24 protein-coding genes are annotated in these 23,425 nt (G+C 38.1%); 12 read left to right on the top strand and 12 right to left on the bottom strand.

The window, feature by feature from the left end:
• The 3 genes from DWA30_RS03105 to DWA30_RS03115 are packed head-to-tail and all read left to right on the top strand — an operon-like array spanning nucleotide 1 to nucleotide 3,199.
• Nucleotides 1-849, top strand: a complete 849-nt coding sequence (locus DWA30_RS03105) for a hypothetical protein (RefSeq protein ID WP_114491065.1) — start codon at nucleotides 1-3, stop codon at nucleotides 847-849.
• A 38-nt stretch (nucleotides 850-887) separates the two neighbouring features.
• Nucleotides 888-1,949: a glycoside hydrolase family 113 gene (locus tag DWA30_RS03110; RefSeq protein WP_245933853.1), complete on the top strand. Its 1,062-nt coding sequence runs from the start codon at nucleotides 888-890 to the stop codon at nucleotides 1,947-1,949.
• On the top strand, nucleotides 1,946-3,199 hold the full coding sequence (locus tag DWA30_RS03115; RefSeq protein ID WP_114491066.1) for a BamA/TamA family outer membrane protein: 1,254 nt from the start codon (nucleotides 1,946-1,948) through the stop codon (nucleotides 3,197-3,199). Before DWA30_RS03110 ends, DWA30_RS03115 begins: the two co-directional genes overlap by 4 nt.
• Here DWA30_RS03115 and DWA30_RS03120 read toward each other — a convergent pair.
• From DWA30_RS03120 to DWA30_RS03175, 12 genes are all read right to left on the bottom strand, one after another.
• Nucleotides 3,196-3,636: a hemerythrin domain-containing protein gene (locus DWA30_RS03120; RefSeq protein WP_114491067.1), complete on the bottom strand. Its 441-nt coding sequence runs from the start codon at nucleotides 3,634-3,636 to the stop codon at nucleotides 3,196-3,198. The two genes, DWA30_RS03115 and DWA30_RS03120, sit on opposite strands and share 4 nt — an antisense overlap.
• Before the next feature lie 71 nt (nucleotides 3,637-3,707).
• Nucleotides 3,708-4,475 carry a TIGR04283 family arsenosugar biosynthesis glycosyltransferase gene (locus DWA30_RS03125; RefSeq protein WP_114491068.1) on the bottom strand — a complete coding sequence of 256 codons (768 nt, stop codon included), beginning with the start codon at nucleotides 4,473-4,475 and terminating at the stop codon, nucleotides 3,708-3,710.
• 72 nt (nucleotides 4,476-4,547) lie between these two features.
• Entirely contained in the window at nucleotides 4,548-5,351 is an 804-nt protein-coding gene (locus DWA30_RS03130; protein WP_114491069.1) for a DUF547 domain-containing protein, read from the bottom strand.
• Nucleotides 5,348-6,238: a sterol desaturase family protein gene (locus DWA30_RS03135; protein WP_114491070.1), complete on the bottom strand. Its 891-nt coding sequence runs from the start codon at nucleotides 6,236-6,238 to the stop codon at nucleotides 5,348-5,350. The genes DWA30_RS03130 and DWA30_RS03135 overlap by 4 nt, the downstream gene beginning before the upstream one ends.
• Before the next feature lie 37 nt (nucleotides 6,239-6,275).
• A complete protein-coding gene (locus DWA30_RS03140) occupies nucleotides 6,276-7,391 on the bottom strand; it encodes an inorganic phosphate transporter (protein WP_114491071.1) in 1,116 nt (371 codons plus the stop codon).
• Between the two features lie 77 nt (nucleotides 7,392-7,468).
• Complete coding sequence (arsM, locus tag DWA30_RS03145) at nucleotides 7,469-8,437, bottom strand: arsenosugar biosynthesis arsenite methyltransferase ArsM (RefSeq protein ID WP_114491072.1); 969 nt, start codon at nucleotides 8,435-8,437, stop codon at nucleotides 7,469-7,471.
• Between the two features lie 11 nt (nucleotides 8,438-8,448).
• Complete coding sequence (locus DWA30_RS03150) at nucleotides 8,449-9,261, bottom strand: purine-nucleoside phosphorylase (RefSeq protein WP_114491073.1); 813 nt, start codon at nucleotides 9,259-9,261, stop codon at nucleotides 8,449-8,451.
• A gap of 3 nt (nucleotides 9,262-9,264) precedes the next feature.
• Nucleotides 9,265-9,948 (bottom strand): TIGR04282 family arsenosugar biosynthesis glycosyltransferase, encoded by a 684-nt coding sequence (locus DWA30_RS03155; RefSeq protein ID WP_114491074.1) that lies wholly within the window; start codon nucleotides 9,946-9,948, stop codon nucleotides 9,265-9,267.
• A gap of 14 nt (nucleotides 9,949-9,962) precedes the next feature.
• Nucleotides 9,963-10,463, bottom strand: a complete 501-nt coding sequence (locus tag DWA30_RS03160) for a rhodanese-like domain-containing protein (protein WP_114491075.1) — start codon at nucleotides 10,461-10,463, stop codon at nucleotides 9,963-9,965.
• Nucleotides 10,464-10,489: 26 nt separating this feature from the next.
• Nucleotides 10,490-11,557, bottom strand: a complete 1,068-nt coding sequence (gene arsS / locus DWA30_RS03165) for an arsenosugar biosynthesis radical SAM (seleno)protein ArsS (protein WP_438829897.1) — start codon at nucleotides 11,555-11,557, stop codon at nucleotides 10,490-10,492.
• A gap of 69 nt (nucleotides 11,558-11,626) precedes the next feature.
• Nucleotides 11,627-11,959, bottom strand: coding sequence for an arsenosugar biosynthesis-associated peroxidase-like protein (locus DWA30_RS03170; protein ID WP_114491077.1), 333 nt, complete (start codon nucleotides 11,957-11,959; stop codon nucleotides 11,627-11,629).
• A gap of 108 nt (nucleotides 11,960-12,067) precedes the next feature.
• A complete protein-coding gene (locus DWA30_RS03175; protein ID WP_114491078.1) occupies nucleotides 12,068-12,820 on the bottom strand; it encodes a DUF481 domain-containing protein in 753 nt (250 codons plus the stop codon).
• 534 nt (nucleotides 12,821-13,354) lie between these two features.
• On the opposite strand from DWA30_RS03175, the gene DWA30_RS03180 reads away from it, so the two are divergent.
• The 9 genes from DWA30_RS03180 to DWA30_RS03220 form a co-directional block, all read left to right on the top strand.
• Entirely contained in the window at nucleotides 13,355-14,653 is a 1,299-nt protein-coding gene (locus DWA30_RS03180) for a tyrosine-type recombinase/integrase (RefSeq protein WP_114491080.1), read from the top strand.
• 1 nt (nucleotide 14,654) lies between these two features.
• Complete coding sequence (locus tag DWA30_RS03185) at nucleotides 14,655-15,470, top strand: hypothetical protein (RefSeq protein ID WP_114491081.1); 816 nt, start codon at nucleotides 14,655-14,657, stop codon at nucleotides 15,468-15,470.
• 85 nt (nucleotides 15,471-15,555) lie between these two features.
• The gene (locus DWA30_RS03190) at nucleotides 15,556-15,843 is read left to right on the top strand and encodes a helix-turn-helix domain-containing protein (RefSeq protein WP_114491082.1); all 288 of its coding nucleotides are present in this window, start codon (nucleotides 15,556-15,558) and stop codon (nucleotides 15,841-15,843) included.
• 49 nt (nucleotides 15,844-15,892) lie between these two features.
• Nucleotides 15,893-16,939, top strand: a complete 1,047-nt coding sequence (locus tag DWA30_RS03195) for an AAA family ATPase (protein ID WP_168421727.1) — start codon at nucleotides 15,893-15,895, stop codon at nucleotides 16,937-16,939.
• A gap of 132 nt (nucleotides 16,940-17,071) precedes the next feature.
• On the top strand, nucleotides 17,072-19,456 hold the full coding sequence (gene hsdR / locus DWA30_RS03200) for an EcoAI/FtnUII family type I restriction enzme subunit R (RefSeq protein WP_114491093.1): 2,385 nt from the start codon (nucleotides 17,072-17,074) through the stop codon (nucleotides 19,454-19,456).
• A 1-nt stretch (nucleotide 19,457) separates the two neighbouring features.
• The gene (locus DWA30_RS03205) at nucleotides 19,458-19,853 is read left to right on the top strand and encodes a hypothetical protein (RefSeq protein ID WP_114491085.1); all 396 of its coding nucleotides are present in this window, start codon (nucleotides 19,458-19,460) and stop codon (nucleotides 19,851-19,853) included.
• The gene (locus tag DWA30_RS03210; protein ID WP_114491086.1) at nucleotides 19,850-21,268 is read left to right on the top strand and encodes a class I SAM-dependent DNA methyltransferase; all 1,419 of its coding nucleotides are present in this window, start codon (nucleotides 19,850-19,852) and stop codon (nucleotides 21,266-21,268) included. The genes DWA30_RS03205 and DWA30_RS03210 overlap by 4 nt, the downstream gene beginning before the upstream one ends.
• Nucleotides 21,265-23,199 carry a restriction endonuclease subunit S gene (locus DWA30_RS03215; RefSeq protein WP_210725381.1) on the top strand — a complete coding sequence of 645 codons (1,935 nt, stop codon included), beginning with the start codon at nucleotides 21,265-21,267 and terminating at the stop codon, nucleotides 23,197-23,199. Before DWA30_RS03210 ends, DWA30_RS03215 begins: the two co-directional genes overlap by 4 nt.
• On the top strand, nucleotides 23,196-23,425 hold a 230-nt coding region (locus DWA30_RS03220; RefSeq protein ID WP_114491088.1), incomplete at its 3' end, for an SDR family NAD(P)-dependent oxidoreductase. The genes DWA30_RS03215 and DWA30_RS03220, both read left to right, overlap by 4 nt.

The following is a 23,425-nucleotide window of genomic DNA, read 5'->3' on the forward strand; positions in this document are numbered from 1 at the left end:
CTGTTATTTATTGGCGTATTCGCTGCACCCTTATTTGCGCAAGAGGACGAAGAGACAAGTTCTGTGATACAAACCCTTACGCCTTCTAAGTTAATTGCCAAAGGACAGTTCGATATTAAATGGTTTAATAATTTATACACACAAACAGAGAGCACTTTTTCGGAAGGACGGGAACCTCGACAAACTTTTTTTACTTCCACTATAGAAGGGTATACAGGTGTAAGCGACAGCAAACGTATTAATGTGGGCTTGATTTTAGAATTTAGAAGCAATGTAGTTGCCGACAGATCATCTTTAGACGTGTTCAGTTTTGATGGCGAACGTGGCACTGCTCGCAGTGGATTTACATCATTTGCCCCTTCAATAAAATTTGCACCGATTGCATCGGTTCGCAATTTTTCGATTCAAAGTTCCTTTTTTTTCCCTTTAGTAGATAATGAAACCGAGCAAGGTGTTTTTCTTGATCAAAAAAGCTATATCTGGCAAAATAGGTTTTTCTATGATTATACATTTGCAGACAATTCTTTTCAAGTCTTTGCAGAATTGAACTCTGAACTTAGCCTTGGCGATGAAGAGGATAGCTTCGCTAATAATAGTTTGAATTTAATACCAGGTGTATTCTTAAGTTATTTTCCATCTGTGAATTTTACCATTTTAGGATTGGTACAACACTCGCAACGGATAGACTTGGGAAATAATTTTACGCAAGATTTCACTGCAGTTGGTGGCGGCCTCAAATACCAACTTACCGATGCTGTGAATCTAGAAGCATTATATACTAATTTTGTTCGTGGTTCGAACACAGGTCTAGGGCAAACGTTTAATTTTGGAGTGCGTACAGTGTTTTAATTGTCGCAAATTGCACAATGTTCTTTAAAACAAGTTTTATGAAAGTAGTTGCATTTTACCTTTTCGGTTTTTTACTCTTGTGTTCGCTGTGGTCATGTGGGGAACGATCTGCTTCTGCTTCAACAGTTTCCAATGAGGCATCTTTACCGCTTTCAAAAACAAAGATCAATGGTGTAAGTTTTGTGGCATCCCGCACAGTGGTGTCTCAAAAACATATTAACCCCGTACTGTCGGTCCACGCCAATTATGCAGCCGTAATGCCATTTGGTTTTATTCGCGATCTTACAAATCCTGAGATTAATTTTAATTCATCACGACAATGGTATGGTGAAACACGAGCAGGTGCGGGTCAATATATTGATAGTCTACACAAAAACGGGATCAAAATAATGCTAAAACCTCAGGTTTGGATCTGGGATGGTAAATTTACGGGCTATCTTAAAATGACTTCGGAAGAAGACTGGTTGAAATTAGAACAGTCGTATCGGAACTTTATCATAGAATATGCGGAATTAGCCGCCGAAAAAGAGGTCGAACTGTTTTGTATTGGCACCGAATTGGAACAATTTATCGTACACCGACCGGCATTTTGGAAAGCAGTAATCAAAGAGATAAGAGCCATTTACACAGGAAAATTAACCTATGCCGCGAACTGGGATGAATACAAGCGTGTTCCGTTTTGGGAATCATTAGATTATATTGGCGTCGATGCCTATTTTCCGGTAGCTTTATCTAAAACTCCTACCATCGATGAAGCATCAAAAGGCTGGAAACGTTGGTGCGAAGATCTGGAAGCATTTTCCGAAGTAAAGCAAAAACAAATCCTATTCACCGAATACGGTTATCGCAGTGTTGATTTTGCCGGTAAAGAACCTTGGCGAAGCGACCGTGAGATGAATAGCGTAAACCTTGAAGCTCAAAATTCGACCATGCAGGCGTTATTTGACTCGGTTTGGGAAAAAGAATGGTTTGCGGGTGGATTCTTGTGGAAATGGTTTATAAATCATGAGGAAGTAGGTGGAACCAACAATTCACAATTTACACCGCAAAATAAGCCGGTTGAACAGATTATTAGAAAGCATTATAAGAATTTCAATTGAAAAAACTTTTTACCATTGTATGTGTTTTATGCTGTGGCCTTGGGTTTTCACAAGAGATAGAAGCGTTAATAATTCAAGGAAATAATAAAACCAAGGAGCGTTTTATTCGTAATTTAATTAAAGCGGATGCTGGAAATCCTGTAGATTCTCTACAAATTGATGCCGACATTCGACGCTTAAAACGTTTGCCGGGCATCGCACATGCGTATTTCGAAATAAAAGAAAAAGACAATAATAAGGCTGTAATTACCTATATCATTGAGGAGAATTTTACAATTATCCCATCGGCGAATGTGTATACTACAAATAATGATGAATTTGCGTTTAGAGTTGGCCTGTTCGAGTTCAATGGACTAGGGCGTAATATAATGTTTGGTGGATACTTTCAGAGGGATATATACAACAGCTATGGTATAAATTTTCGGGCTCCTTACCTTTTTAGTAATTCATGGGGTCTCGCTATAAATCATCAAAATTTGACCACTTTAGAACCTGTGTTTCTCGAAGCTGGTACAGCCGATTATAAATACAATAACACATCATATGAAGTACTCGCATTGTACGAAATTAACTTTGATCACCGCCTTGAGTTAGGCGTTAATTTATTTACTGAAACCTATTCCTATAAATCAGGTGCTACGGCACCCACTATTCCGTTACAATTGGAAGTAGACAAATTATTGTTTAAACTCATATATGAGTACAATAAGGTGCATAATCATTTTCAGTATGTTGCGGGTTTTAAGAGCATTTTCAATTTCCAATACGTAACTTCCAGTGACCAAACACTTCCCGAATTCCTATTGGGATTCAATGACTTTGTCTACTATAAACGAGTAGGGGAAAGGGGTAATTGGGCGAGTAGACTTCGTTTGGGTTTAGCGACGAATAACGAAACTCCATTCGCGCCGTTCTCGGTCGACAATAATCTGAACATTCGAGGAGTGGGAAATACCATCGATAGAGGTACTGCCGCCATCGTTCTTAATACCGAATACCGACATACCCTATATGAGAAAAACTGGTTCGTACTACAGAGTAATATTTTTATAGATGCCGGAAGCTGGAGAAATCCGGGAGGTGATCTGGGTGATTTTGGAGAAAATCAAAATTTAAGGATCTATCCGGGTGTTGGCTTAAGATTCATCCACAAACGCATCTTCAATGCTGTCTTCAGAATAGATTATGGGTATGGTGTAACACAGGATGCGACCAATGGATTTGTTTTTGGGATCCGACAGTATTTTTAATTACCTGTTTTTTTCATCGCCGCTTGATATTCTTTGGAAAGTGATGTTTTTTGTGCTTCCGTAAACACTTTTCCTGCTAATTGAAAAAAAGTGCGTTCTTCATCTTCTAAATGGTGCTCCACTTTTTCGCATAATTGTTTCGCATAAGTTAAAAACGCCGGGGAATCCATATCGGCTTCCTCCACTTTTTCGATCAACTCATCGATCTCATGATGTTCGGCTATGCCATGACGTGCATGTTCCTGCATCATGTCGTTGTGAATAAGCGGCGAGTAAAAGTGACGTTCTTCAGCATCCTCGTGTAAGTGTAATTCGGTTTTTAGTGCTTCAAACAATTGTTTGCGATCTTCAGACTTACCTTCGGTATTTAATAATCTTTTACACAGATCGCGCTGTATGTCATGGTCTTCACGAATGGCTTCAAAAATATTCTTCATAGGTTGGTTTTTTAATGATGTTTCAAATTACAACCTAATTTACAATCGAAGTGTTTAAGAAATATTAAATTTTATTCGTCGGCCATTACTTCGGAAGGCGTAGCAACTTCAATGTTGGAAGGCAATACTTGTTTTGAATTGCGAATGTGTTTGCAATAATAGGAGTAGAGCGTTTGGGCATCGGCACCCATCCAGCGTTTTACGTAGATGGCCCAAAAGTGATATTGTAACCGCCATACGCCATGTTCGAGATACCTTCGGGCAGAGGATGTCAACCAATATGGAATAACAACGAACTGTTTGCGAGCATACAATTCGTTTATAAGGATGTTATCCTCATAAATAACGTATGTGTCATCATAACCACCGATCTCGTTAAATAGCTTTTGGGTTATAAACTGACTTTGATCACCTCCTCTGCAGGCTCGCCAGTTGAATTTAGTAAGCCAGCCCGCCAGTTGTAACCACCAATGCGAACTGTCAAAACGCATGCGAAAACAACCTGCCTCGTTCCCTTTATTTACTTCGGAAAGAATGTGTTTGTCGTAGGCTTCAGGTGGAAAAGAATCGGCGTGAAGGAAATATAGGATCGAACCGGTGGCATGAGAAGCTCCTGTATTCATTTGTTTTGCGCGTCCTTTTTCCGAAGAAATAAGAAGTACATTAAAAGAAGCAGTTTGAGCGAATGTTTTTACCAATTGTTGCGTTTGGTCTGTACTCCCGCCATCTACAATAATGATCTCGGCGATGTTCGCTTCGGAAGCATTTTCGGTTAGATGACGTAAAACCGAGATGATAGTCTCGGCTTCGTTTAATACGGGAATTACAACACTTAGCATATAGGTGTAAACTTACGAAATAAAAGCTGTTTCAGATGTGCCACCCAAGCTAATCTAAACCAATGCCAGTATTTAGTTCTGGTCGTTTAGGCTCCAGTCGTATTCTTTGTATTCTAAGGTCGCACGCGGATTGATCTCGGTTTCACTATATTGATTGATAAAACCAATAACATTCTTTTCTCCGCCTACTTTATAATCGTTATCATACCATTTGAATATATGAGATACTTTGGGGTTATTGGCGGTAATTTCATTTTTATCACTCCTAATGAATTCACGTGTAACACGATCTAATTGCTCGTTGATCTTTGAGGCCGTAAACGCTTCGTCCAATAACTTCGGACACGAAATTGATGCACAGTTAATGGCAAAATGAATTCTAGGCTCATTCATTTTACGCAGTACGCCATTTTCGATTCCGCCTAAGGATAATTCTCTATCGCCAACCGGTATAAACCCTTTTGTAAACGCACCATCTATGTCTTTAATACTTTTAGTGGGGTAATTTTTAAGAATTAGATCTACGGTGTAGGCATTGTAAAGATTTATGTAATAGGCAAGTAGTTCTTGAACGCTCCATTCATCGGTAGGTTCGTAAGAAGATAATTTTTGAAGGTAGCTGTTCAGCGCTTCTCTATCCTGTTGAAACCCTTTGTAATCGACCAAACCTGCTTCGTTCACATGCTTTTTAACCAACATGTCCCATTGGGAGTGGTCTATATTAACTACCGAGTTGGCCGTGCTAGAAGTTAAGTCGCCTTGTACTTCTTTTGTCGGTTGGCCACTACTAGTAATCCCCGCTGCACTCGTTAAATTACAGCTTTGTAGCACTAACGCAAGTAACAATATACTTGCCATATGAATTAAATTTTTCATGATTTAGTTTTTGATTTTAATGGATATATTTCTTGTTGAAAGAACCCCTTCGGAAATGATTCATCTCCGGCGAATCCTAATTCAATATCACGACCGTTATGTGGGACATGACTTGTTCTAAAAAGATAATCCCAAATACTTAAACTAAGTCCATAATTAACACCATATTTAGTGTGTTTTGGCAAAATTTTAGCGTGATGCCAAATATGCATCTTAGGATTGTTGAAGATGTACTTTAAAAATCCGTAATCCCACCCCAGATTAGCATGGTTCAAGTGTCCAATCGTCAAAGCGGTAAAGTGAACGATGGCCACATCTTGTACAGTGAATCCGCCAATTATAGCCAATGGAATATATAGAATAGACTTGTAGACTACAGGTTCCATCCAATGATATCGCAGATGAGCTGCATATCCCATTTCCTTGACCGAATGATGCACTTTGTGGAAGTTCCATAAAAAAGGAACGCGATGTAACAACCTATGGGTGTTCCATTGAACAAAATCTGACACCAAGAAAAAGAGGATCAAACCTAGACCAAAAGGAAGTACATTAAGATCCACAAGTTGAAAATCGGAAACGGTTACGCCAAAAAATCCCAAAGCATCATTAAAAATTGCCTCTGCAGTATTGGATAAGAAAATTAAGACGATTAAGTTAAGAAGGAAAAAGTTAAAGAACATATAGAAGGTGTCCAACCAAAAATCTTTCCGAAAGATCTTCTGATTTTTTCGCCACGGAAATAGCAGTTCTAAGCTCCAAACTACCAAGGAAACAATGATGAGACCGTAGAAATAATTTTCCCAGTGAAATCGACTAATCTCATCTATTAGGTAATTGAAATAGCCTGTATACGAATCTCTAAATATGTCTTGGTATTTTTCCATATAACCTGATATACTGGTCGAACTATAGACGTCAAAATTACAATACTGTTTCCAGTAATTTAAATATGAGACCGCTTAGCAATGCAGCAATTGGCAGGGTAAGCAACCAGGAAAGTAAGATCTTAGAGATCATTTTAACATCCGCTTTTTTGGTTGCGGTTCCAATACCAAAAATAGATCCAACAGATACATGTGTAGTAGATACAGGCATGCCATGAACACTAGCGGTTGTAACCAATAATCCGGTGATCATATTGGCCGTAAATCCTTGTCCGTGATTCATCGGGGTAATTTTCTTGCTCATGGTAACTCCCACTTTCTTCGCATTTAAAAGACCTCCTAATGCCATGGTAACGGCAACAGCGATCATTCCCCACTTTATATCGATGGCATTAATAATTACAAGCAACCCTACAATTTTAGGGGTGTCGTTTAACCCTCTAGCAAAACTTACTACACCGGCACTTATGAAGTGCAACGTGTCTAATACTTTCTGAGAAGTAATACCGAATAACTTGCCTTGGTAGGTTGGAACACAATTATTTTTGCAGGTTGTGATTTCGATCGTATTGGTATTGCTGTTCATAGTAAGGGAGGCATCCGACAGTTGTGTACTCGTGATTTTTTGAGTTACACAAAGACAACTCTCTTTAGTCACGCCTAGTAGTTTACGTGACTTCCTTAAAACGATATAGGCGAGAAAGCTGAGTATTGCTGCCATTAACGGACTTAAAATTAGTGGGATTAGAAAGACCTTGCCTAGTTTTTCAAAGTTGAAGTCGGTGCCAATCGCCATCACACCTGCACCAAATAGCGCGCCAACCAGTCCATGAGTAGTCGAAATGGGCATTCCGATCTTGGTCGCTAACAATACGGTGAGCGCTGCGCCCAACGCGATAGAGATCGCAAATATTGGATTTTGAATGAGATCGTTTGGAACCAGTCCTTTCCCCGAGAAATTCTTTACCAAGGTTTCAGCGAGAAATATAGCCGCTATCGATCCGGCGAAAGTGGTGATTGTTGCCCAAACAATAGCTTTTTTATAGTTGGTAGTTCCGCTTCCGAAGAGCGTAGCAACTCCTTTAAAATTGTCGTTGGCGCCATTACTGTAGGCTAAAAAACAAGCGGCAATAAAGAGAACAACAAAGATCATTTGGTAGGACTTAGTTTAACAAATTTATATACGAAACACCCTACCACTTGGTTTTATTGAGCGTTACACAAGTGCCATTAACAGCATCCGCCGCCATCGTAATGATAGGTGGATTCGCTAAAATAAATATCGTCACGACCCAACGCTTGTAAGGCTGCCGCTGTTTTATCACAAATGGCAATTGGCTGGTTCTTAAGTAAAACATGCCCTTTATTGTCATCAAAATAGTCTTCGCTTCCATAGTAAATAGCTGCTTTACCGGTAAAAACACATGGTCCGTCCTCGGGCATTGGATCTTTAATTGCAGCTACTTCAATAGATTCTATATAAATGAGTTCGTCGGTTGGATAATTTTTTGGATCGAGGATACGATATGGTTTGCGCGCTCGAATTTCGATGGTCCCGAAGCCTGCATCGGTAAGTGCTTTTACATATTCTTTTATTGGCAAACTACCACTCAAACAAAGGGCACGTAGCCGTTCATCATTTCTCAAGGTTTCATTCATATGTTGCTCGCAGGTGGGATCGCTCATGACCAATCGGCCGTGAGGCTTAAGCACTCGATACATTTCATCGATGGCTCGTTTTAGTTCTTCCGCTTTAAAAATATTGAACAAACAGTTTTGAGCTGCCACATCGATCGAGTTGTCCTCCACGGGAAGATTCATGGCATCTCCTTTTTTTAACTCGACAAAGTCACTTTTAAACCAAGGGTTCATCGCTTCGGCCTCTTTAAAATTTTTACGAGAGGCTTCCAACATTTCATCCACAACATCAACCCCTACAACGCCTCCTTTTTGACGGTTGAAATAGGCAAACTGTAGTAGTTCCATTCCCCCGCCAACGCCAACGTACAAGGTGCGCGGATTATTAGTTAGGTCTCTTGCATGAACTGTGCTACCGCATCCATAGTTCATCTCCTGCATGATCTTCGGAATTTTTAAACCCGGAAGTTCCCATATTGGATTCGTAGTACAGCATAATCCCACATCTGGTGTTAAGGCTGCTTGTTTATATACATCGTGAGTGGTTTCAAGATAACTCATGGGCTAAAAATTTATAAAGATTCTATTAATTTGGTGAATAAGGTAATCATGTTTGGTTCTGCTTTTGCTGCCATTGCAATAATATCTGAGATGTCAACAGGGCTTAAATTGTCGGGGTCGCATTCATCTGTCAACACAGATACTGCTGCTACCGGTAAATGCAAATGATTGGCGACTATGATCTCGGGGACCGTGCTCATTCCAACTGCGTCGGCACCAATTATACCTAAGTAACGATATTCTGCACGTGTTTCTAGTTGAGGTCCCACAACAGAGGCATATACTCCTTTGTGTAAATTTATGTCGTGTTCTTTAGCGATAGCAATGATCTTTTGGTTCATTTCGGCATCGTAAGGGGCGCTCATATCGACAAAGCGTTCACCCATCTTTTCAACACCTTTGAATGCTAACGGGGATCCACCTTGAAGGTTGATATGATCATCGATCAACATGATCTCGCCCTTCTTAAAATTTTTGTTGATGGCACCTGAGGCATTGCTAACCAATAATTTCTCTATCCCCAATTTGTGCATCACCCGAACGGGAAATGTAACGTCTTGTAAAGTATACCCTTCATACACATGAAAGCGACCTTGCATAAGAATTACCTTTTTCCCGCCTAAGGTTCCGTAGATCAATTTTCCGGTGTGAAATTCGACAGTAGCCGTAGGGAAATACGGAATGTGATTGTAGCTCATTTCACTGTGAATTTCTACATCCTCTAATATTTTGCCTAATCCGGTGCCTAAGATTATCCCAATCTCAGGTTTCTCAAAACCTCGACTTTGTAAAAAGGCTACCGATTCGTCTATAAATTCTTGCATTTCTTATAAAAAATTATTGTCTAAATGTGCCGGTAAAAATTGCTGCAAGGCAGCGATGTCTTTAACGTCTTCAAAATAATCGATGTCGTTCTTTTCGGCTAAAAGTTTATAGTTTTGATCTTTTAGGTTGGTCATGGTTGCCTCTAGGACAGTATCACTTCCCCATTTTTTATTCTGAAATAACGCTTCATTAGGTTGCGTCATCCCCAATAGATAATACCCTCCATCCTTGGCCGGGCCCACCACAAAGTCATGCGTGTTCAACTCGGTGAATGCCAACGCTAACTCTTCCGAAGAAAGATCGTACATATCACTTCCAATAATGATGGCTTGCTCATAACCTAGTTCAAATATTTCGACAAAAGCATTGTGCATTCGCTGTCCGAGGTCATCGCCTTTTTGTGTTTTTTTTCTGAAAATACTGGTATCCCAACGGTCTTCTTTCCGAAGTGCTTCAGAATAGAAAACAAACTTGTCTACCGTTAGCGGCGACGTGATTGCAACGGTATGATCGAGTAAAAAGCAATAAATGTTGAGTGCCGATTCATCGCCCACTGTTGCCGCCAATCGTGTCTTACACTTCCCCAATTCAGGATTACGCGTAAATATGATCAAGGCGCTTTTAGAGGTCTTTTGCGCTTTATCGTTTCTTGAATTTATTTTAGAATTTTTTGTTGTGGAAGACATATAATGTTGCCAAATTATTTATAAACTTTTTCACCTTGAAGCAACCATTTTTCCCAAGCTCTGGAATACACGTGCACTTTATCGGTTTCGATACGTTGTGGATTAACGATTGGATAGCCTTTATTTTTCCATTCAAATAAACCACCGTATAAATTCTTTACATTGGTGAAACCAGCTTTTTTTAGTTTTTCGCCAATTGCTTCGGAACGGATTCCGAGGGAACAATATACTACAATTGGGGTATCTTTGTCACTTATTTTATTGCTAACCTCTTCCGAAGAAAAATGGATAGATCCTATGTGCTGCGCTGAAGGAAGATGGCTTACTTCAAATTCTTCGGGTTCTCGAGCATCCAAGATTATGATCGAACCATTTACTTGTTGCATTCGTAACTCTTCTACCGAAATATAAGGAACACTATGCGTGTTGTATTGCTGAAGCAGATCGTCTACCGTGCGTTGGGCGGTAGCGAAACAAGAGGAACATAACAGGACGATTAAAAAAAGTATTCGCATAGGTGGGAGGTAAGCACTTAAGTTGATCAATCGGTTACACTGCCTTGGCAACTGCTACCAGCACCGGCTGTACAACCGTAACAGTGCTGTGATATAATAATCTTCCTATCGTTTAGCAGGTCTTCATTGTATTCTGAAATATGCTGTATTTTACTAGCGACCTTAAGTCCGAGCATCTGATTGAAATCACAATCGTACAAATAACCGTCCCAACTAATGGAAATGGTATTGGTGCACATCACATTTTTAACCGCCGCAGGATTGTAGGCATCAACTAATTGATACATGTAATCCTCGTAATTTTCCGAAGCAATTAAATAATCAAGAAAACGCGCAATTGGCAAATTCGTGATAGCAAAAAGATTGTGAAATTGAATATCGAAATCTTCGAGCAGTGCTTTCTTAAAATCACGTTCCATACTCGCTTGGTCGCCCGGTAAATACGCACCATTCGGATTGTAGACAAGATCTAATCGCAGGTCGCTATCCGGCATACCGTATCCAACGGCATTGAGTTCCTGCAAGGCCTTGATCGACTTGTCGAAAACACCGTCACCACGTTGCTTGTCTGTCTTTCCGCGCGTCCAGTGTGGCATCGAACTAACTACATGTACATTGTGCTTTTTAAAAAAGTCCTGGAGGTCGTAATATTTCTTGTTTGCGCGAATGATGGTTAGATTACTTCGCACGATAAAATCTTGAATTCCGGCTTTACTTGCTTCTTCGACGAACCAACGAAAATTCGGATTCATTTCGGGAGCTCCACCGGTAAGATCTAAGGTGTGCGCTCCAGTGTTCCTAATCACTTCGAGACACTGTTCCATAGTTTCGACCGTCATGATCTCTTTACGGTCGGGACCCGCATCTACGTGACAATGTTCGCAAACCTGATTGCACATGTACCCCACATTGATCTGTAAGATCTCCAATTTTTTAGGCTTTAATGGAAAATTGCCTGTTTCCTTTATCTTTTCAGCAAAGGTGGGCAGTTCGCCGTTTTGGAAAATTCCGTTGGAGAGTATTTCCAGTTGCCGATTGGCATTTGCCAATTCGTTATCTCGTTTGTGTAGGGATTGTTGTTTCAGTTTCGACATTGAATCGATTTTCGGTATTAGTAATTTTAATTGAAAGGAAAAAGAGTTGGAAGTGCTAGCGTACTCAGGTTACATTTCAAGTTTGTTTACTTTGTTCATCATCATGACCCCATGCACTAGTGTTGCCCCACTTTTTATGGCAGCTCCAACATGTATGGCTTCCATCATTTCCGCTTTGGTAACGCCGCGTTGTAACGTGTCTTTTGTATAAGCATCGATGCAATAAGGGCATTGTTCTGTATGAGCAACTGCCAAGGCGATCAATGCTTTTTCACGAGCGGTCAGCGCTCCTTCTTCAAAGACCTTTCCGTAGTAATCAAAAAATTTAGAACCGAGTTCTTCGCTCCATTCGGTGATGTCGCCAAATTTGCGCAAGTCTTTTGGGTCGTAATAATTGGACATAGTTGAGTTTGTTATAGGTACGAAATTGTATATACTTTGGTTTTCAAGTTTGTAAATATATACAAGTAGTCTGTGTAAATGAAAAAACTTACAACCGATTTTAATAAGTTAATCGAAGCTATAGGTGATACCTGTACTAAGATCGTATTGAGAGTTGGGGATGCCTACGGCAGGGAAGGCGTCGTAGGTAAAGGTGTAGGTGGTTTTAAATGCAAAGTTTTTGAACAGATCTATCAATAAGGAGGACTGACTCGAGATGCGGTAGTCTTTGAGCAAGGTGAGTTCCGGTTGGTAGTAGGTTGTGCTAACAATACTAATGGTTTCGGTAGGATACAAACTAAACGATAGGTAGACGCTTCCGCGGAAATCCCGTTGCAAAGATGTAATGCCGTCGTTAACCTCTTCATGTTCATACATGACCAATGAGCCTAAGTAAAATTTATATCGTTCCGAAGAAGTGAGTTTAAAACGAGGTCCGGTACCAACCAATCCACGAAAATCGATCAAGGTGACCTTGTTGTATTGGCCTTGTGCAAAAACCTCCCAGGCGATCCTTGGATGAAAACGATAATTATAACGCAGATGTTGAATACCACTATTTTCAAACTTGTTGCCCTCGATCTTCTGAAAGGCAATGTCGTTCTTAAACAACACCAAATGCTTGTTCATTTTATACTGAAGGTGAATGTTGCTCGAAATGGTAAAAAAATCGTTGGTGTTCCTTTTTAGAGCGAAATTCGCACTAGCAGCTCCCGACCAGCCCGAAGTGTCGGTAACTTTCCGAAGGGATTCGGCATTGAGTATTTGAGAATTGGCAGTTGTAAAACAACAAAGAATAACGATCGCACAAAAATATTTCATGATACAATGATTGGTTAGTGAGGGAGTCGTTGAACTGCAAAAATAACGGTAATTATGATGTATTCAAAAAATAACAATCCGTCAATAGTTACTTTTAAGCATACAGCTTGATCATGCGATTTAACGCTATTTTTTTTGCAATAAGGTGGCCTTTTTTCTTCGGAAACGTTACAGTTTGTTTTTAAAATCAGGGCGCTATTATGGTGTGGTTGTAGATAATTGCTTCGGAAATCTTTGATAGATATCGATTAAGATTACATGTATGTTGTAGGGGTAGGAATGCCTTTAAAAAACAAAACCCTGAATATCTTAGATAAACAGGGTTTTGAAGTGGTACCTCCAGTACTTAAAGATACTATTCCCACTTGTCCGAGTTTATTCTTATGTTTCCTTCAAGCCACAACAAACATACATTAGGTTTGCTTTTTAGAAACAAATAAAAACAAAAGGAGCAAAACTCGTTAATAACTATTAGCACCCTAATTAGCACCCCAGTCCTATATTTTTGATATTTGCTTCCATAATATTTTATATATGGGAAAGTTAATCGAAAGAGCAAAAGGAACAACGAGATTTGCATTTAAAGAATCCTTAAAAAAACTTCAGCAAAGCCCCAACGATGAGTCACTAATTATGCTTCATTACAGTTATGGAAAGTTGAGGTTCAAGTATTCTACCAGTTACTATGCTAGCCTCAATGATTGGGATTATAAAAAACAACGTGTACGCAATAAAACGCACATCCTAAACAGGAATGAAATCAATGACTATTTGGACGACGTTGAGACTGCTATTAAACGGCAAGTTTCATACTTGGATGCCAATCAGATACCCATTACAAAAGAGGCACTTAAATCCTCATTAGATGAGTATTCCAATAAAAACATATCCTTAGAGAAAAAAGAAAAGGTAAATTTCCATTCCTACTGTGAGATGTTTTTTGAACGTAAACAAGGAAGTATAAAGGATGTTACCCTTCGTTCTTATCGTCAAACAAAGAAGCTAATTGAACGATATGATAATCAGTTGTCCACAAAAACAGATTTTAACACAATTGATCTATCATTTTATTACGATTTTGTTGGATTCCTAGAAGAGGATGATAAGTCTTTAAATACAATAGGGAAGCACATTAAAAACCTAAAAACTATATTAAATAGTGCTACAGATGATGGATATAACACCAACAAGGCTTATAAAAGCACACAATTTAAAGCGAAAACTGAACAAACAACTGCTATATATTTAACAGATGAGGAACTGGAAAAAATCCACGACCTTGACCTTTCAAAATATAAAGAACTTGAGCGTGCAAGAGATATTTTTTTAATAGGATGTTATACAGGACAGCGGATAAGCGACTACAACGGACTTGACCACAATGACATTTTTACAAAAGATGGAGTTAGGTTTGTGAAAATTAAACAACGCAAAGTAAAAAATGTTGAGGTTGATGCGCCAATAACAGTAAAAATGTGGGAAATTATGCAAACAAGATATAATGGTAAATTTCCAAACCGTATGACCGAACAATATATCAATGATTACATTAAACAGGTAGCCCAAATGGCAGGAATAGATGAGAAAATAAAATGCACTCGGACAAAAGGAGGAAAGGAGATCGTGAAGTGGTTGCCTAAGCATAATATGGTAGGAACTCACACAGCGAGAAGAAGCTTTTGTACCAACCTATTTAAGAAAGGGGTGGGTCCTGATTATATTATGCACTTTTCAGGTCATAAAGGAGTGAAAGAATTTTACAAGTACATACGCATTAAAAACGAAGAAAAGTCACTTCACATCGCTAAATCGGGGATTTTTAATCTAGCATAATATGGGAATACAAGATTATCAACTTCAGGAATTTTGTAATCAACTAAGAATTGCCAAAAATTTAAACGCAAAGAGAGGGTTAGCAACAATTCACAAACTTTTATCGCTGGTAGATTTGGTAAAGATTGAAATAAACAAAAACGCTTCAATACTAAACGACAGACAACTAAGGAGCTATACGGATTTTGTGAAAGGAAAAATTCTACACCAAAGGTTTACAATGGAAGTAAACGATAAGATAATCCTTTATTATCTGAACCTCTATGAAACTACAAAAGAACAGCTCGAGCAGAATAAAATTACAAATCGAAGTTTGAAAGCACTTTTGAGCTTTTACATAAACCCATATTTAGGGGACGAAAAAACAAAAAGGGCTACGGAGTTCCAAGAAATTTTCGTTCGATACTATGTTTCCGTATCAGCTGTAAGAATTTTGGATTTTTGTGAGACCTTGATTGGCAGTAAAAATAGTGTAGATTCTACAAAAGCAATTAAAACAAATAGTACCTCAATACCTAATGAAATAAAAAACTCAGACGCATTTAAATGGTTTAACGATGTGCTTTATGAAAGAAATGCATTAAACGAAGATAGCACACCAAAACGAAAATTTCAAGCAGTTGCTCACGCAATTTTTAAGAACCCCAAATGTAAAGAACACATTTTTAAATCTAGCTTGCAGCTGGACGAATACATTGATTTTTTAAACAGACAGTATTCGGCAGAAATTAATACAACGAAGTCCCTCTCAGACCCAACAAAACACATTGATTATGTTGACGAACTAATCACTCGATACCTGAAAACCACATCATAAAATTTTGCCCAACAAAGCCCCATAAACCCCATTTTTCGCCCAATAATCACCAAGCTAGTTTAGCTGTATTCTAAAAAATAAAAATATGGATACAACTAAAATCACACAGGTCTATGGGTTAACACCAGACCAACTAGTTGCCAAGTTAGCAACATCAATTCACCACTTTCTTTCCTCGCAGGACAGTCCTAAGGAAGAGAAAGTTTTAGAGGACGAAAAATTACTGACAAGACAAGAAGCATCCCAATACCTCAAAATTTCGTTGGCTACACTCAATAATTGGTCGAAGTCTGGCTTAATAAAAAAGTGTAAGATCGGAAATTTAGTACGGTTTAAGGAAAAAGAACTTCAAAAATTTATAGACAATAATTAGTATTATGGGGAGTTTTGGAAGAAAAAAAAGTGGTCTAAATTGGTCGCTTTTGAACAAAAAGGAAAGATACGAACTTGACAATGATGAACAAGAAAAGTTGATTGTGCAAAGAATGGCTGCATTGGAGGAAGAGAAATCGATATTAAAAATTCGTAAAGCTAATGATTGGATTGCTGAATCAATGAAGACACCAATACCGAAGATGTTATTTGACAAGTTCTGGCACCAAGGTGAAATTTGTATCCTTTTTGCAGATACAAATTTAGGGAAGTCTATTTTAGGTGTGCAAATTGCTGATAGTATTGCAAAAGGAAATCGGATTGAGCCCTTCCAATTGGAGACTGAAAGTCAAGCGGTATTTTATTTTGATTTTGAACTCACGGCAAAACAGTTTGAAGCAAGATATTCCGAAAGAAAACAAAACGATGATTTTTACTCGAACCATTATAAATTCAACGATAATCTTAGTAGGGTAGAAATTAATTTTGATGCCGAAATTCCTAAAGAAAAAGCCTTAGAGCAATACTTAATTGACGAAATTGAATCTAGGGTAGTTGAAATAGGTTGTAATGTGTTAATCATTGATAACATAACCTATTTAAGTGATGATATGGAAAGAGCAAGAGATGCAGCTCCTCTAATGAAAAAGCTTAAATCCCTGAAGGACATCTATAATCTTTCAATTTTAGTACTAGCACATACCCCGAAAAGAAATAATTCGCTGCCTATTGGTAAGAATGATTTACAAGGGAGCAAGATGATCATTAATTTTTGTGATAGTTGTTTTGCCATAGGTCAAAGCTACAGGGACTCAAATTTAAGATATTTAAAACAAGTGAAGTCTAGGAATAGTGAAATTATTTACAGCGAGGACAATATTGTATTGGGTCATATCGAAAAGGATGTAAACTTTTTAAAATTTATTTTTGATGGCAACTCTTTTGAGTATCAGCATCTTCAGAAAGATTCTACGGTCAACAAGGAGTCGCTCATTGCACAGGCTAAGGCTTTGACGGCAAAAGGATATACCCAAAGGGAAATAAGCAAAGAACTGAACATTGCATTGGGAACTGTTTCTAATTATTTAAAGAAATAAAAAATATGTGTTCATTTGTTCAACTATTACAACGTTTGGTAGTTTGAACATTTGAACAGCCTAACGATAAATTTATTTTCCAAGTTATAATTAATTATATTAGCCACAACCAATGTTAATTTCAATTTGCAAATCAACAAAAAAACACTTTCAGAAAGTGATGTATGCGCCAAATACATTACTCCTGCTGTCCTAAAGTCGGGGTGGGATGAGTTAACACAAATACGCCGTGAAGTATTTTTTACCGACGGTCGTATTATAGTACAAGGTAAATTACACACAAGAGGAAAAAGAAAACGAGCAGATTATATACTTTACTTTCAGCCTAATAAACCGATTGCTATTATTGAGGCAAAGGATAACAACCACTCCATGGGGGATGGTATGCAACAGGCACTCGAATATTCGGAGATACTTGATATACCTTTTGTTTTTACGTCCAATGGAGATGGATTTGTTTTTCACGATAAAACAGTAACCGAAGGTAAATTAGAAAAAGAAATTGGTCTTCATGATTTTCCAACACCTGATGATTTATGGGAACGTTACCTTCAGTATAAAGGAATAAAAAAACCTGAACAAAGGCATATAGTCGAACAGGAATATTATTTTGAACCTGATGGAAAAACGCCACGATATTATCAACAGAATGCTGTAAATAGAACAGTTGAAGCAATTGCCAAGGGACAAAACCGTATCCTATTGGTAATGGCAACTGGAACGGGGAAAACTTTTACAGCTTTTAATATTATTTGGAGACTTCGGAAGTCTAAACAATTTCAACGTATTTTGTTCTTGGCGGATAGGAATGCACTTATAACGCAAACTAAGAACAATGACTTCAAGCCATTTGGAAATGATATAATGCATATCGTTAAAAACAGGAAGATTGACAAGTCATATCAAATCTTTTTTGCACTATATCAAGGTCTAACTGGTAATGAAGAAATTAAGAACGTGTACAAGCATTTCTCAAAAGATTTTTTTGATTTGATTGTTATCGATGAGTGCCACCGAGGTAGTGCCTCTGAGGCTTCTGCTTGGCGTGAAATCCTTGATTATTTTGACAATGCCACACAGATAGGATTAACAGCTACACCTAAAGAAACTAAAGATATTTCAAATATTGCTTATTTCGGAGAGCCTGTATATACCTATTCATTGAAACAAGGTATTGAAGATGGGTTTTTAGCTCCTTACAAAGTAGTACGCATCTCTACGACTGTGGACGAAGGCTGGAGACCAACAAAGGGCTTAAAAGACAAGTATGGAAATGAAATTGAAGACCGAATCTACAATTTGAAAGATTATGACCGTACACTTGCTATTGATGAGCGAACAGAGATAGTTGCCAAAAAAATAACTGAAAATCTAAAAGCTACTGACAGGTTTGCAAAGACAATAGTTTTCTGTACAGATATTGACCACGCCAACCGAATGCGTATAGCATTAATTAATGAAAACGCAGATTTGGTTTCTAAGCATCCTACGTATGTCGTAAAAATCACAGGTGATGATGAGGTTGGAAAACGGGAACTTTCAGATTTTATGGACGTGGAAGCAAGATTACCTGTTATTGCCACAACCTCAAAAATGCTTACCACAGGGGTTGATACTAAGATGGTAAAATTAATAGTGCTTGAGGCGAACATAGGCTCTATGACAGAGTTCAAGCAAATCATTGGTCGAGGCACTCGAATACGTGAAGAAGACGGGAAGGTATACTTTACTATTATGGATTTTAGAAAAGCTACAAACCTGTTTGCCGATCCTGATTTTGATGGAGACCCAGTACAAATTTACGAACCCGATGAAGAGGATCCAGTTGTGCCTCCTGACCCTTCTCCTGAAGGTGAAAATGATAACGGAGAATTTCCTGATGGTGAAGAACCCGACTACCCCGAAGGTGAAGTTCCTGATATAACGATTGACGGAGATAATCCTTCTCCAAGAAAATTTTACGTGAACAATGTAAAGGTGCAGGTTGCACACGAGAGAGTGCAATATTACGGGAAAGATGGAAAGCTAATTACGGAATCACTCAGAGACTATACAAAAACAAATCTTACTGAAAACTATGCTTCCTTGGATGATTTTATTCTAAAATGGAAAAATAGTCCTAAAAAAGCGGAACTTCTTGAAGAACTTTCAGAGCAAGGAATCTTGTACGAAGCTCTGAAAGAAGAGGTAGGAAATGACGATATGGATGTTTTTGACCTAATTTGTCACGTGGCATATGACCAACCGCCACTAACAAGAAAAGAACGAGCGAATAATGTGCGGAAACGAAATTATTTTGCTAAATATAGTGAACAAGCAAAGGCAGTTTTGGAGAAATTGCTTGAAAAATATGAAAATGAAGGAGTAATCTCAATAGAAGACAATAGCATTTTAAAGGTAAAACCACTAACAGAGATAGGTTCACCTGTTGAGTTGGTACGAGCCTTTGGCAAAAAGTCCGATTTTGAAAAAGCCGTTTATGAGTTAGAACAAGAAATTTATAATATAGGAGCGTAAGATGGAAATAATAAATTCATTACTAACCGTTTTTCAAATTTTGCTGAATCTTACCAAGGAAGAAGAGGCTGAGATACAAAATAAAAATGAGGCATTCACGTCAATGAAATTTGCTTACCAAGAAACGGTTAAGCATATTAGAAAAACTAGAAAAAATGATTCAAAAGATGTTACATCAACATACTTAAAAGATTTATGGTGGGAAGCCTCACACCAAGTAAGACCAATTAATAGAGATATTGCATCAATTTTTGAGGAGAAAAGCGTCTATTGGGACAATCCTGATATCTATATGACAGAAACAAGCGAAGGAAAAAGAAAGTATAATTTTCGCTTTCGTTTACATGAAGTCAAAATCCTTATAAATAAATTAGAAAAAAAATGGTTTAAAAAATGACTCAAATTACAACTAACATAAAATCCATACGAGACATCATGCGCAAAGATGCTGGTGTCGACGGTGATGCACAACGTATCTCTCAAATGGTATGGATGCTTTTTTTAAAGATTTTTGCCGACAAGGAGGAAGAGTGGGAACTTACTGTAGAAAATTACGAAAGCCCCTTACCAGTACGCCTAAAATGGGATACTTGGGCGAGTGATGATGAAGGGCTTACTGGTGATGAATTGATGGAGTTTATTAACAATGATTTGTTCCCAACTTTAAAAGACCTAAACATTCAAAGCCCACAAGCAACAATTATTCGTTCTGTATTTGAAGACACCTACAATTACATGAAGAATGGTACACTCTTCCGTCAGGTAATAAATGTAATTAATGGGTTCGACTTCAACAATAGCAAAGAACGCCACATGTTTAATGAAATTTACGAGACTATACTAAAAGAGTTGCAAAGTGCAGGCTCTTCAGGTGAATACTACACCCCTAGGGCAGTAACTCAATTTATGGTAGATATGGTTGACCCACAACTCGGTGAAAATATATTGGATATGGCATGTGGCACGGGGGGCTTTTTGACGTGTAGTATTGAGCATGTAAGGAAACAGGTAAATACAGCGAAAGAAAGGGATGTATTACAAAAATCTATAAGGGGTATAGAGAAAAAACCACTACCTCACCTACTCTGTACCACTAATTTAATGCTTCACGGTTTTGACCTTCCTGCTGTAAAGCGAGATAATATGCTTGCAATGCCCTATAGCGATTGGGGCAAAAAAGACCGTGTGGATGTAATTCTTATGAATCCTCCGTTTGGTGGAACTGAAGAAGATGGAACAGAAAATAATTTTCCGCAAAAATTCCGAACTAAAGAAACGGCAGATTTATTTTTAACGCTGATTATCCGTTTGTTAAAAGATGGTGGACGAGCTGCGGTAGTGCTTCCTGACGGAACATTATTTGGTGAGGGTGTAAAAACTCGAATAAAAAAAGAGCTACTTTCCAAGTGTAATTTACATACTATTGTTCGTCTTCCAAATGGGGTATTTAATCCTTACACAGGCATAAAGACCAACTTACTCTTTTTTGAAAAAGGAACAGCAACTAGGGAAATTTGGTACTACGACCACCCATATCCCGACGGTAGAAAGAGTTATACAAAAACTAACCCAGTAGATATTAGCGAATTTACTATAGAAAAGAAGTGGTGGAATGATAGAGAAGAAAATGATAATGCTTGGAAAGTTACATTAAAAGAAATTGAAAATAAGGGATATAATCTCGATTTTAAAAATCCTAATAGTGAGATTGAAGCTCAGGAGCTAAATAAGGATACCCTACTAAATCAGCTCCAAAAAAGTGTTGATAGAACTCTCAAAATAATGAACCAATTAAACGAAAATTTCAATTGAAACTATCATTTCCTACACGCAAGTTAAAAGGTTCTGTTAAAAAGGTAGGCAAAAAAGTTGCAAAGCTGAATATTGATGCTGAAGACTACACGGTCTATGGTGTTTCTAAAGAAGATGGTGTAACGGTTACCGGAAAGAAAATAGGAAAGAATCTCAATACCTATTACTTTTTCGAAGGAAAAAAATTTGCCTATAATCCTTACAGGGTTAATATAGGGTCTATCGGGCTTTCAGAAAGTAAATTTATTGGGTTAATAAGTTCCGCTTACGTCATCTTTGAAACAGACGAAAGTATAAACGACGAATTTTTATTCCTATACCTTAAAAGTCCGTTGGGCATAAACCTCATTAATTGGTATGGCAATAGAGGCGGTGTTCGTTCAGCGCTAAGATTTTCGGATTTGGAAAAAATTGATTTTCCCGATTTAACCTTTGAACAACAAACCGAAGCCTTAAATTTTATCAATAAAAAACAAGAAATTGTTGATTTACTAAATCTTGAGTTCGATAAGCAACAAAACCTCATCACAAAACTCCGCCAAAGCATCCTACAAGAAGCCGTACAAGGAAAACTCACGGCAGATTGGCGTAAAGCAAACCCTGAAGTAGAACCCGCTTCAGAACTGCTTAAACGCATTAAAGCAGAAAAGAAACTACTCATTGCCGAGAAAAAAATTAAAAAGGAAAATCCCTTACCACCTATCACTGACGAGGAGAAACCTTATGACCTTCCTGAAAGTTGGGAGTGGTGTAAGATGCAAGATTTATGTCCTAATATCTCGTCAGGTTCAACACCACCTAAACCTTACTTTAGAGAAAAAGGAATACCGTATCTTAAAGTGTACAATATTAGAAATCAAAATATCGACTTTAAATACAAGCCACAATATATAGAGGAGGAATATCACAAAACAAAAAACAAACGCTCAATTCTAAGAGCTGGTGATGTAATTATGAATATCGTAGGACCGCCTCTTGGAAAAGTGGCTATCATTCCGAATGATCACAAAGAATATAATTGTAATCAAGCAATAGCATTCTTCAAACCAATTGAACGAAAGATTAATCGTTGGATTTATACTTTTCTTTGCGCTGGAACATTTCTTGACAGAATCGATTTAATTGGAACAGCAGGACAGGATAATATATCAGTTACAAAGAGTAAGAATATAATTATACCGCTTCCACCATTAGAAGAACAAAAAGCCATCGTCTCGAAAGTCAATATGTTAATGACACTTTGCGACCAGCTAGAAGAGCAAGTCACCCAAAGCAAGCAACAAGCTGAACAATTAATGCAAGCGGTATTGCAGGAAGTGTTTACGCCGAAGCAGGATGTGCTTGAAGAACTTATTCTTGACATTGATAAGTATGCACAAGTTGCTATGGCAACTCTCAAGATGGAAAATGCTTTTGGCTTTACGCACGGCAAAGTAGAAAAGCAAAAGACGGGTTTCTTACTTAAGCGAGTGAAGAAACAGCCCATCCCCTACACTTTCGAAAAATCAAATTTCGGGGCATTCTCATGGGAGCTTTCTAAAGACCTAGACAAAAATCCGTATTTACAGAAAGTACCATCAGGAAAAGGTGAAGGATATGAGGTAAAGGCAAGTAAACAAGCTGAGGTTTTAGCTTTGTTAAACGACCCTGAGAACTCTTCTTACGTTCAAGCTATAGATGAACTCATTGAAGTTTATAAAATGCCTAAAATCACAGGAAAAACAGAAGAAATTGAACTGCTAAATACAGTTTGCAAGTCAATGTTCGACACACAATCCAAAGACCTCAACACCATTTACGCAGATATGGAAATGTGGACTATTCAACAAGATGGTTTTAGCAACAAGGCAGAGAAATTTTCGCTCCCGCGTACAGAGGAAATGTTACAACTCGTTTTAAAGCTAAAGTGGGATAAACAATTAATATTTTGATTACCGGTGGTGCGTCCGGTCTAGGCTTAGCAATGGCATTGCGTTGGGCAAAAACGGGAGCCAGCATTTGCATTGTCGACAGAGACGAATCAAGAAAAGATGAGGCAATAAAAACGCTACAAACAGAATGTAAATTGGCTTTATTTTTTAAGGCTGACATTACCAGCGATGAAGACATTCAAGCACTCAAAAGCTTTACCGATGAAAAATTAGGTAACCTTGACCT

This window comes from Candidatus Ulvibacter alkanivorans, from assembly GCF_003333325.1.
In the GTDB taxonomy this organism is placed as follows: Bacteria; Bacteroidota; Bacteroidia; order Flavobacteriales; family Flavobacteriaceae; genus Ulvibacter_A; species Ulvibacter_A alkanivorans.

Bases quoted from the DNA above. Each gene is read 5' to 3' on its own strand.
- DWA30_RS03185 (WP_114491081.1), top strand. From the start codon at position 14,655: ATGGGAATACAAGATTATCAACTTCAGGAATTTTGTAATCAACTAAGA.
- DWA30_RS03175 (WP_114491078.1), bottom strand. From the start codon at position 12,820: ATGAAATATTTTTGTGCGATCGTTATTCTTTGTTGTTTTACAACTGCC.
- DWA30_RS03190 (WP_114491082.1), top strand. From the start codon at position 15,556: ATGGATACAACTAAAATCACACAGGTCTATGGGTTAACACCAGACCAA.
- DWA30_RS03160 (WP_114491075.1), bottom strand. From the start codon at position 10,463: ATGCGAATACTTTTTTTAATCGTCCTGTTATGTTCCTCTTGTTTCGCT.
- arsM (WP_114491072.1), bottom strand. From the start codon at position 8,437: ATGAGTTATCTTGAAACCACTCACGATGTATATAAACAAGCAGCCTTA.
- DWA30_RS03180 (WP_114491080.1), top strand. From the start codon at position 13,355: ATGGGAAAGTTAATCGAAAGAGCAAAAGGAACAACGAGATTTGCATTT.
- DWA30_RS03155 (WP_114491074.1), bottom strand. From the start codon at position 9,948: ATGTCTTCCACAACAAAAAATTCTAAAATAAATTCAAGAAACGATAAA.
- DWA30_RS03135 (WP_114491070.1), bottom strand. From the start codon at position 6,238: ATGGAAAAATACCAAGACATATTTAGAGATTCGTATACAGGCTATTTC.
- DWA30_RS03140 (WP_114491071.1), bottom strand. From the start codon at position 7,391: ATGATCTTTGTTGTTCTCTTTATTGCCGCTTGTTTTTTAGCCTACAGT.
- DWA30_RS03110 (WP_245933853.1), top strand. From the start codon at position 888: ATGAAAGTAGTTGCATTTTACCTTTTCGGTTTTTTACTCTTGTGTTCG.
- DWA30_RS03210 (WP_114491086.1), top strand. From the start codon at position 19,850: ATGACTCAAATTACAACTAACATAAAATCCATACGAGACATCATGCGC.
- DWA30_RS03120 (WP_114491067.1), bottom strand. From the start codon at position 3,636: ATGAAGAATATTTTTGAAGCCATTCGTGAAGACCATGACATACAGCGC.
- arsS (WP_438829897.1), bottom strand. From the start codon at position 11,557: ATGTCGAAACTGAAACAACAATCCCTACACAAACGAGATAACGAATTG.
- DWA30_RS03170 (WP_114491077.1), bottom strand. From the start codon at position 11,959: ATGTCCAATTATTACGACCCAAAAGACTTGCGCAAATTTGGCGACATC.
- DWA30_RS03130 (WP_114491069.1), bottom strand. From the start codon at position 5,351: ATGAAAAATTTAATTCATATGGCAAGTATATTGTTACTTGCGTTAGTG.
- DWA30_RS03125 (WP_114491068.1), bottom strand. From the start codon at position 4,475: ATGCTAAGTGTTGTAATTCCCGTATTAAACGAAGCCGAGACTATCATC.
- DWA30_RS03150 (WP_114491073.1), bottom strand. From the start codon at position 9,261: ATGCAAGAATTTATAGACGAATCGGTAGCCTTTTTACAAAGTCGAGGT.
- DWA30_RS03205 (WP_114491085.1), top strand. From the start codon at position 19,458: ATGGAAATAATAAATTCATTACTAACCGTTTTTCAAATTTTGCTGAAT.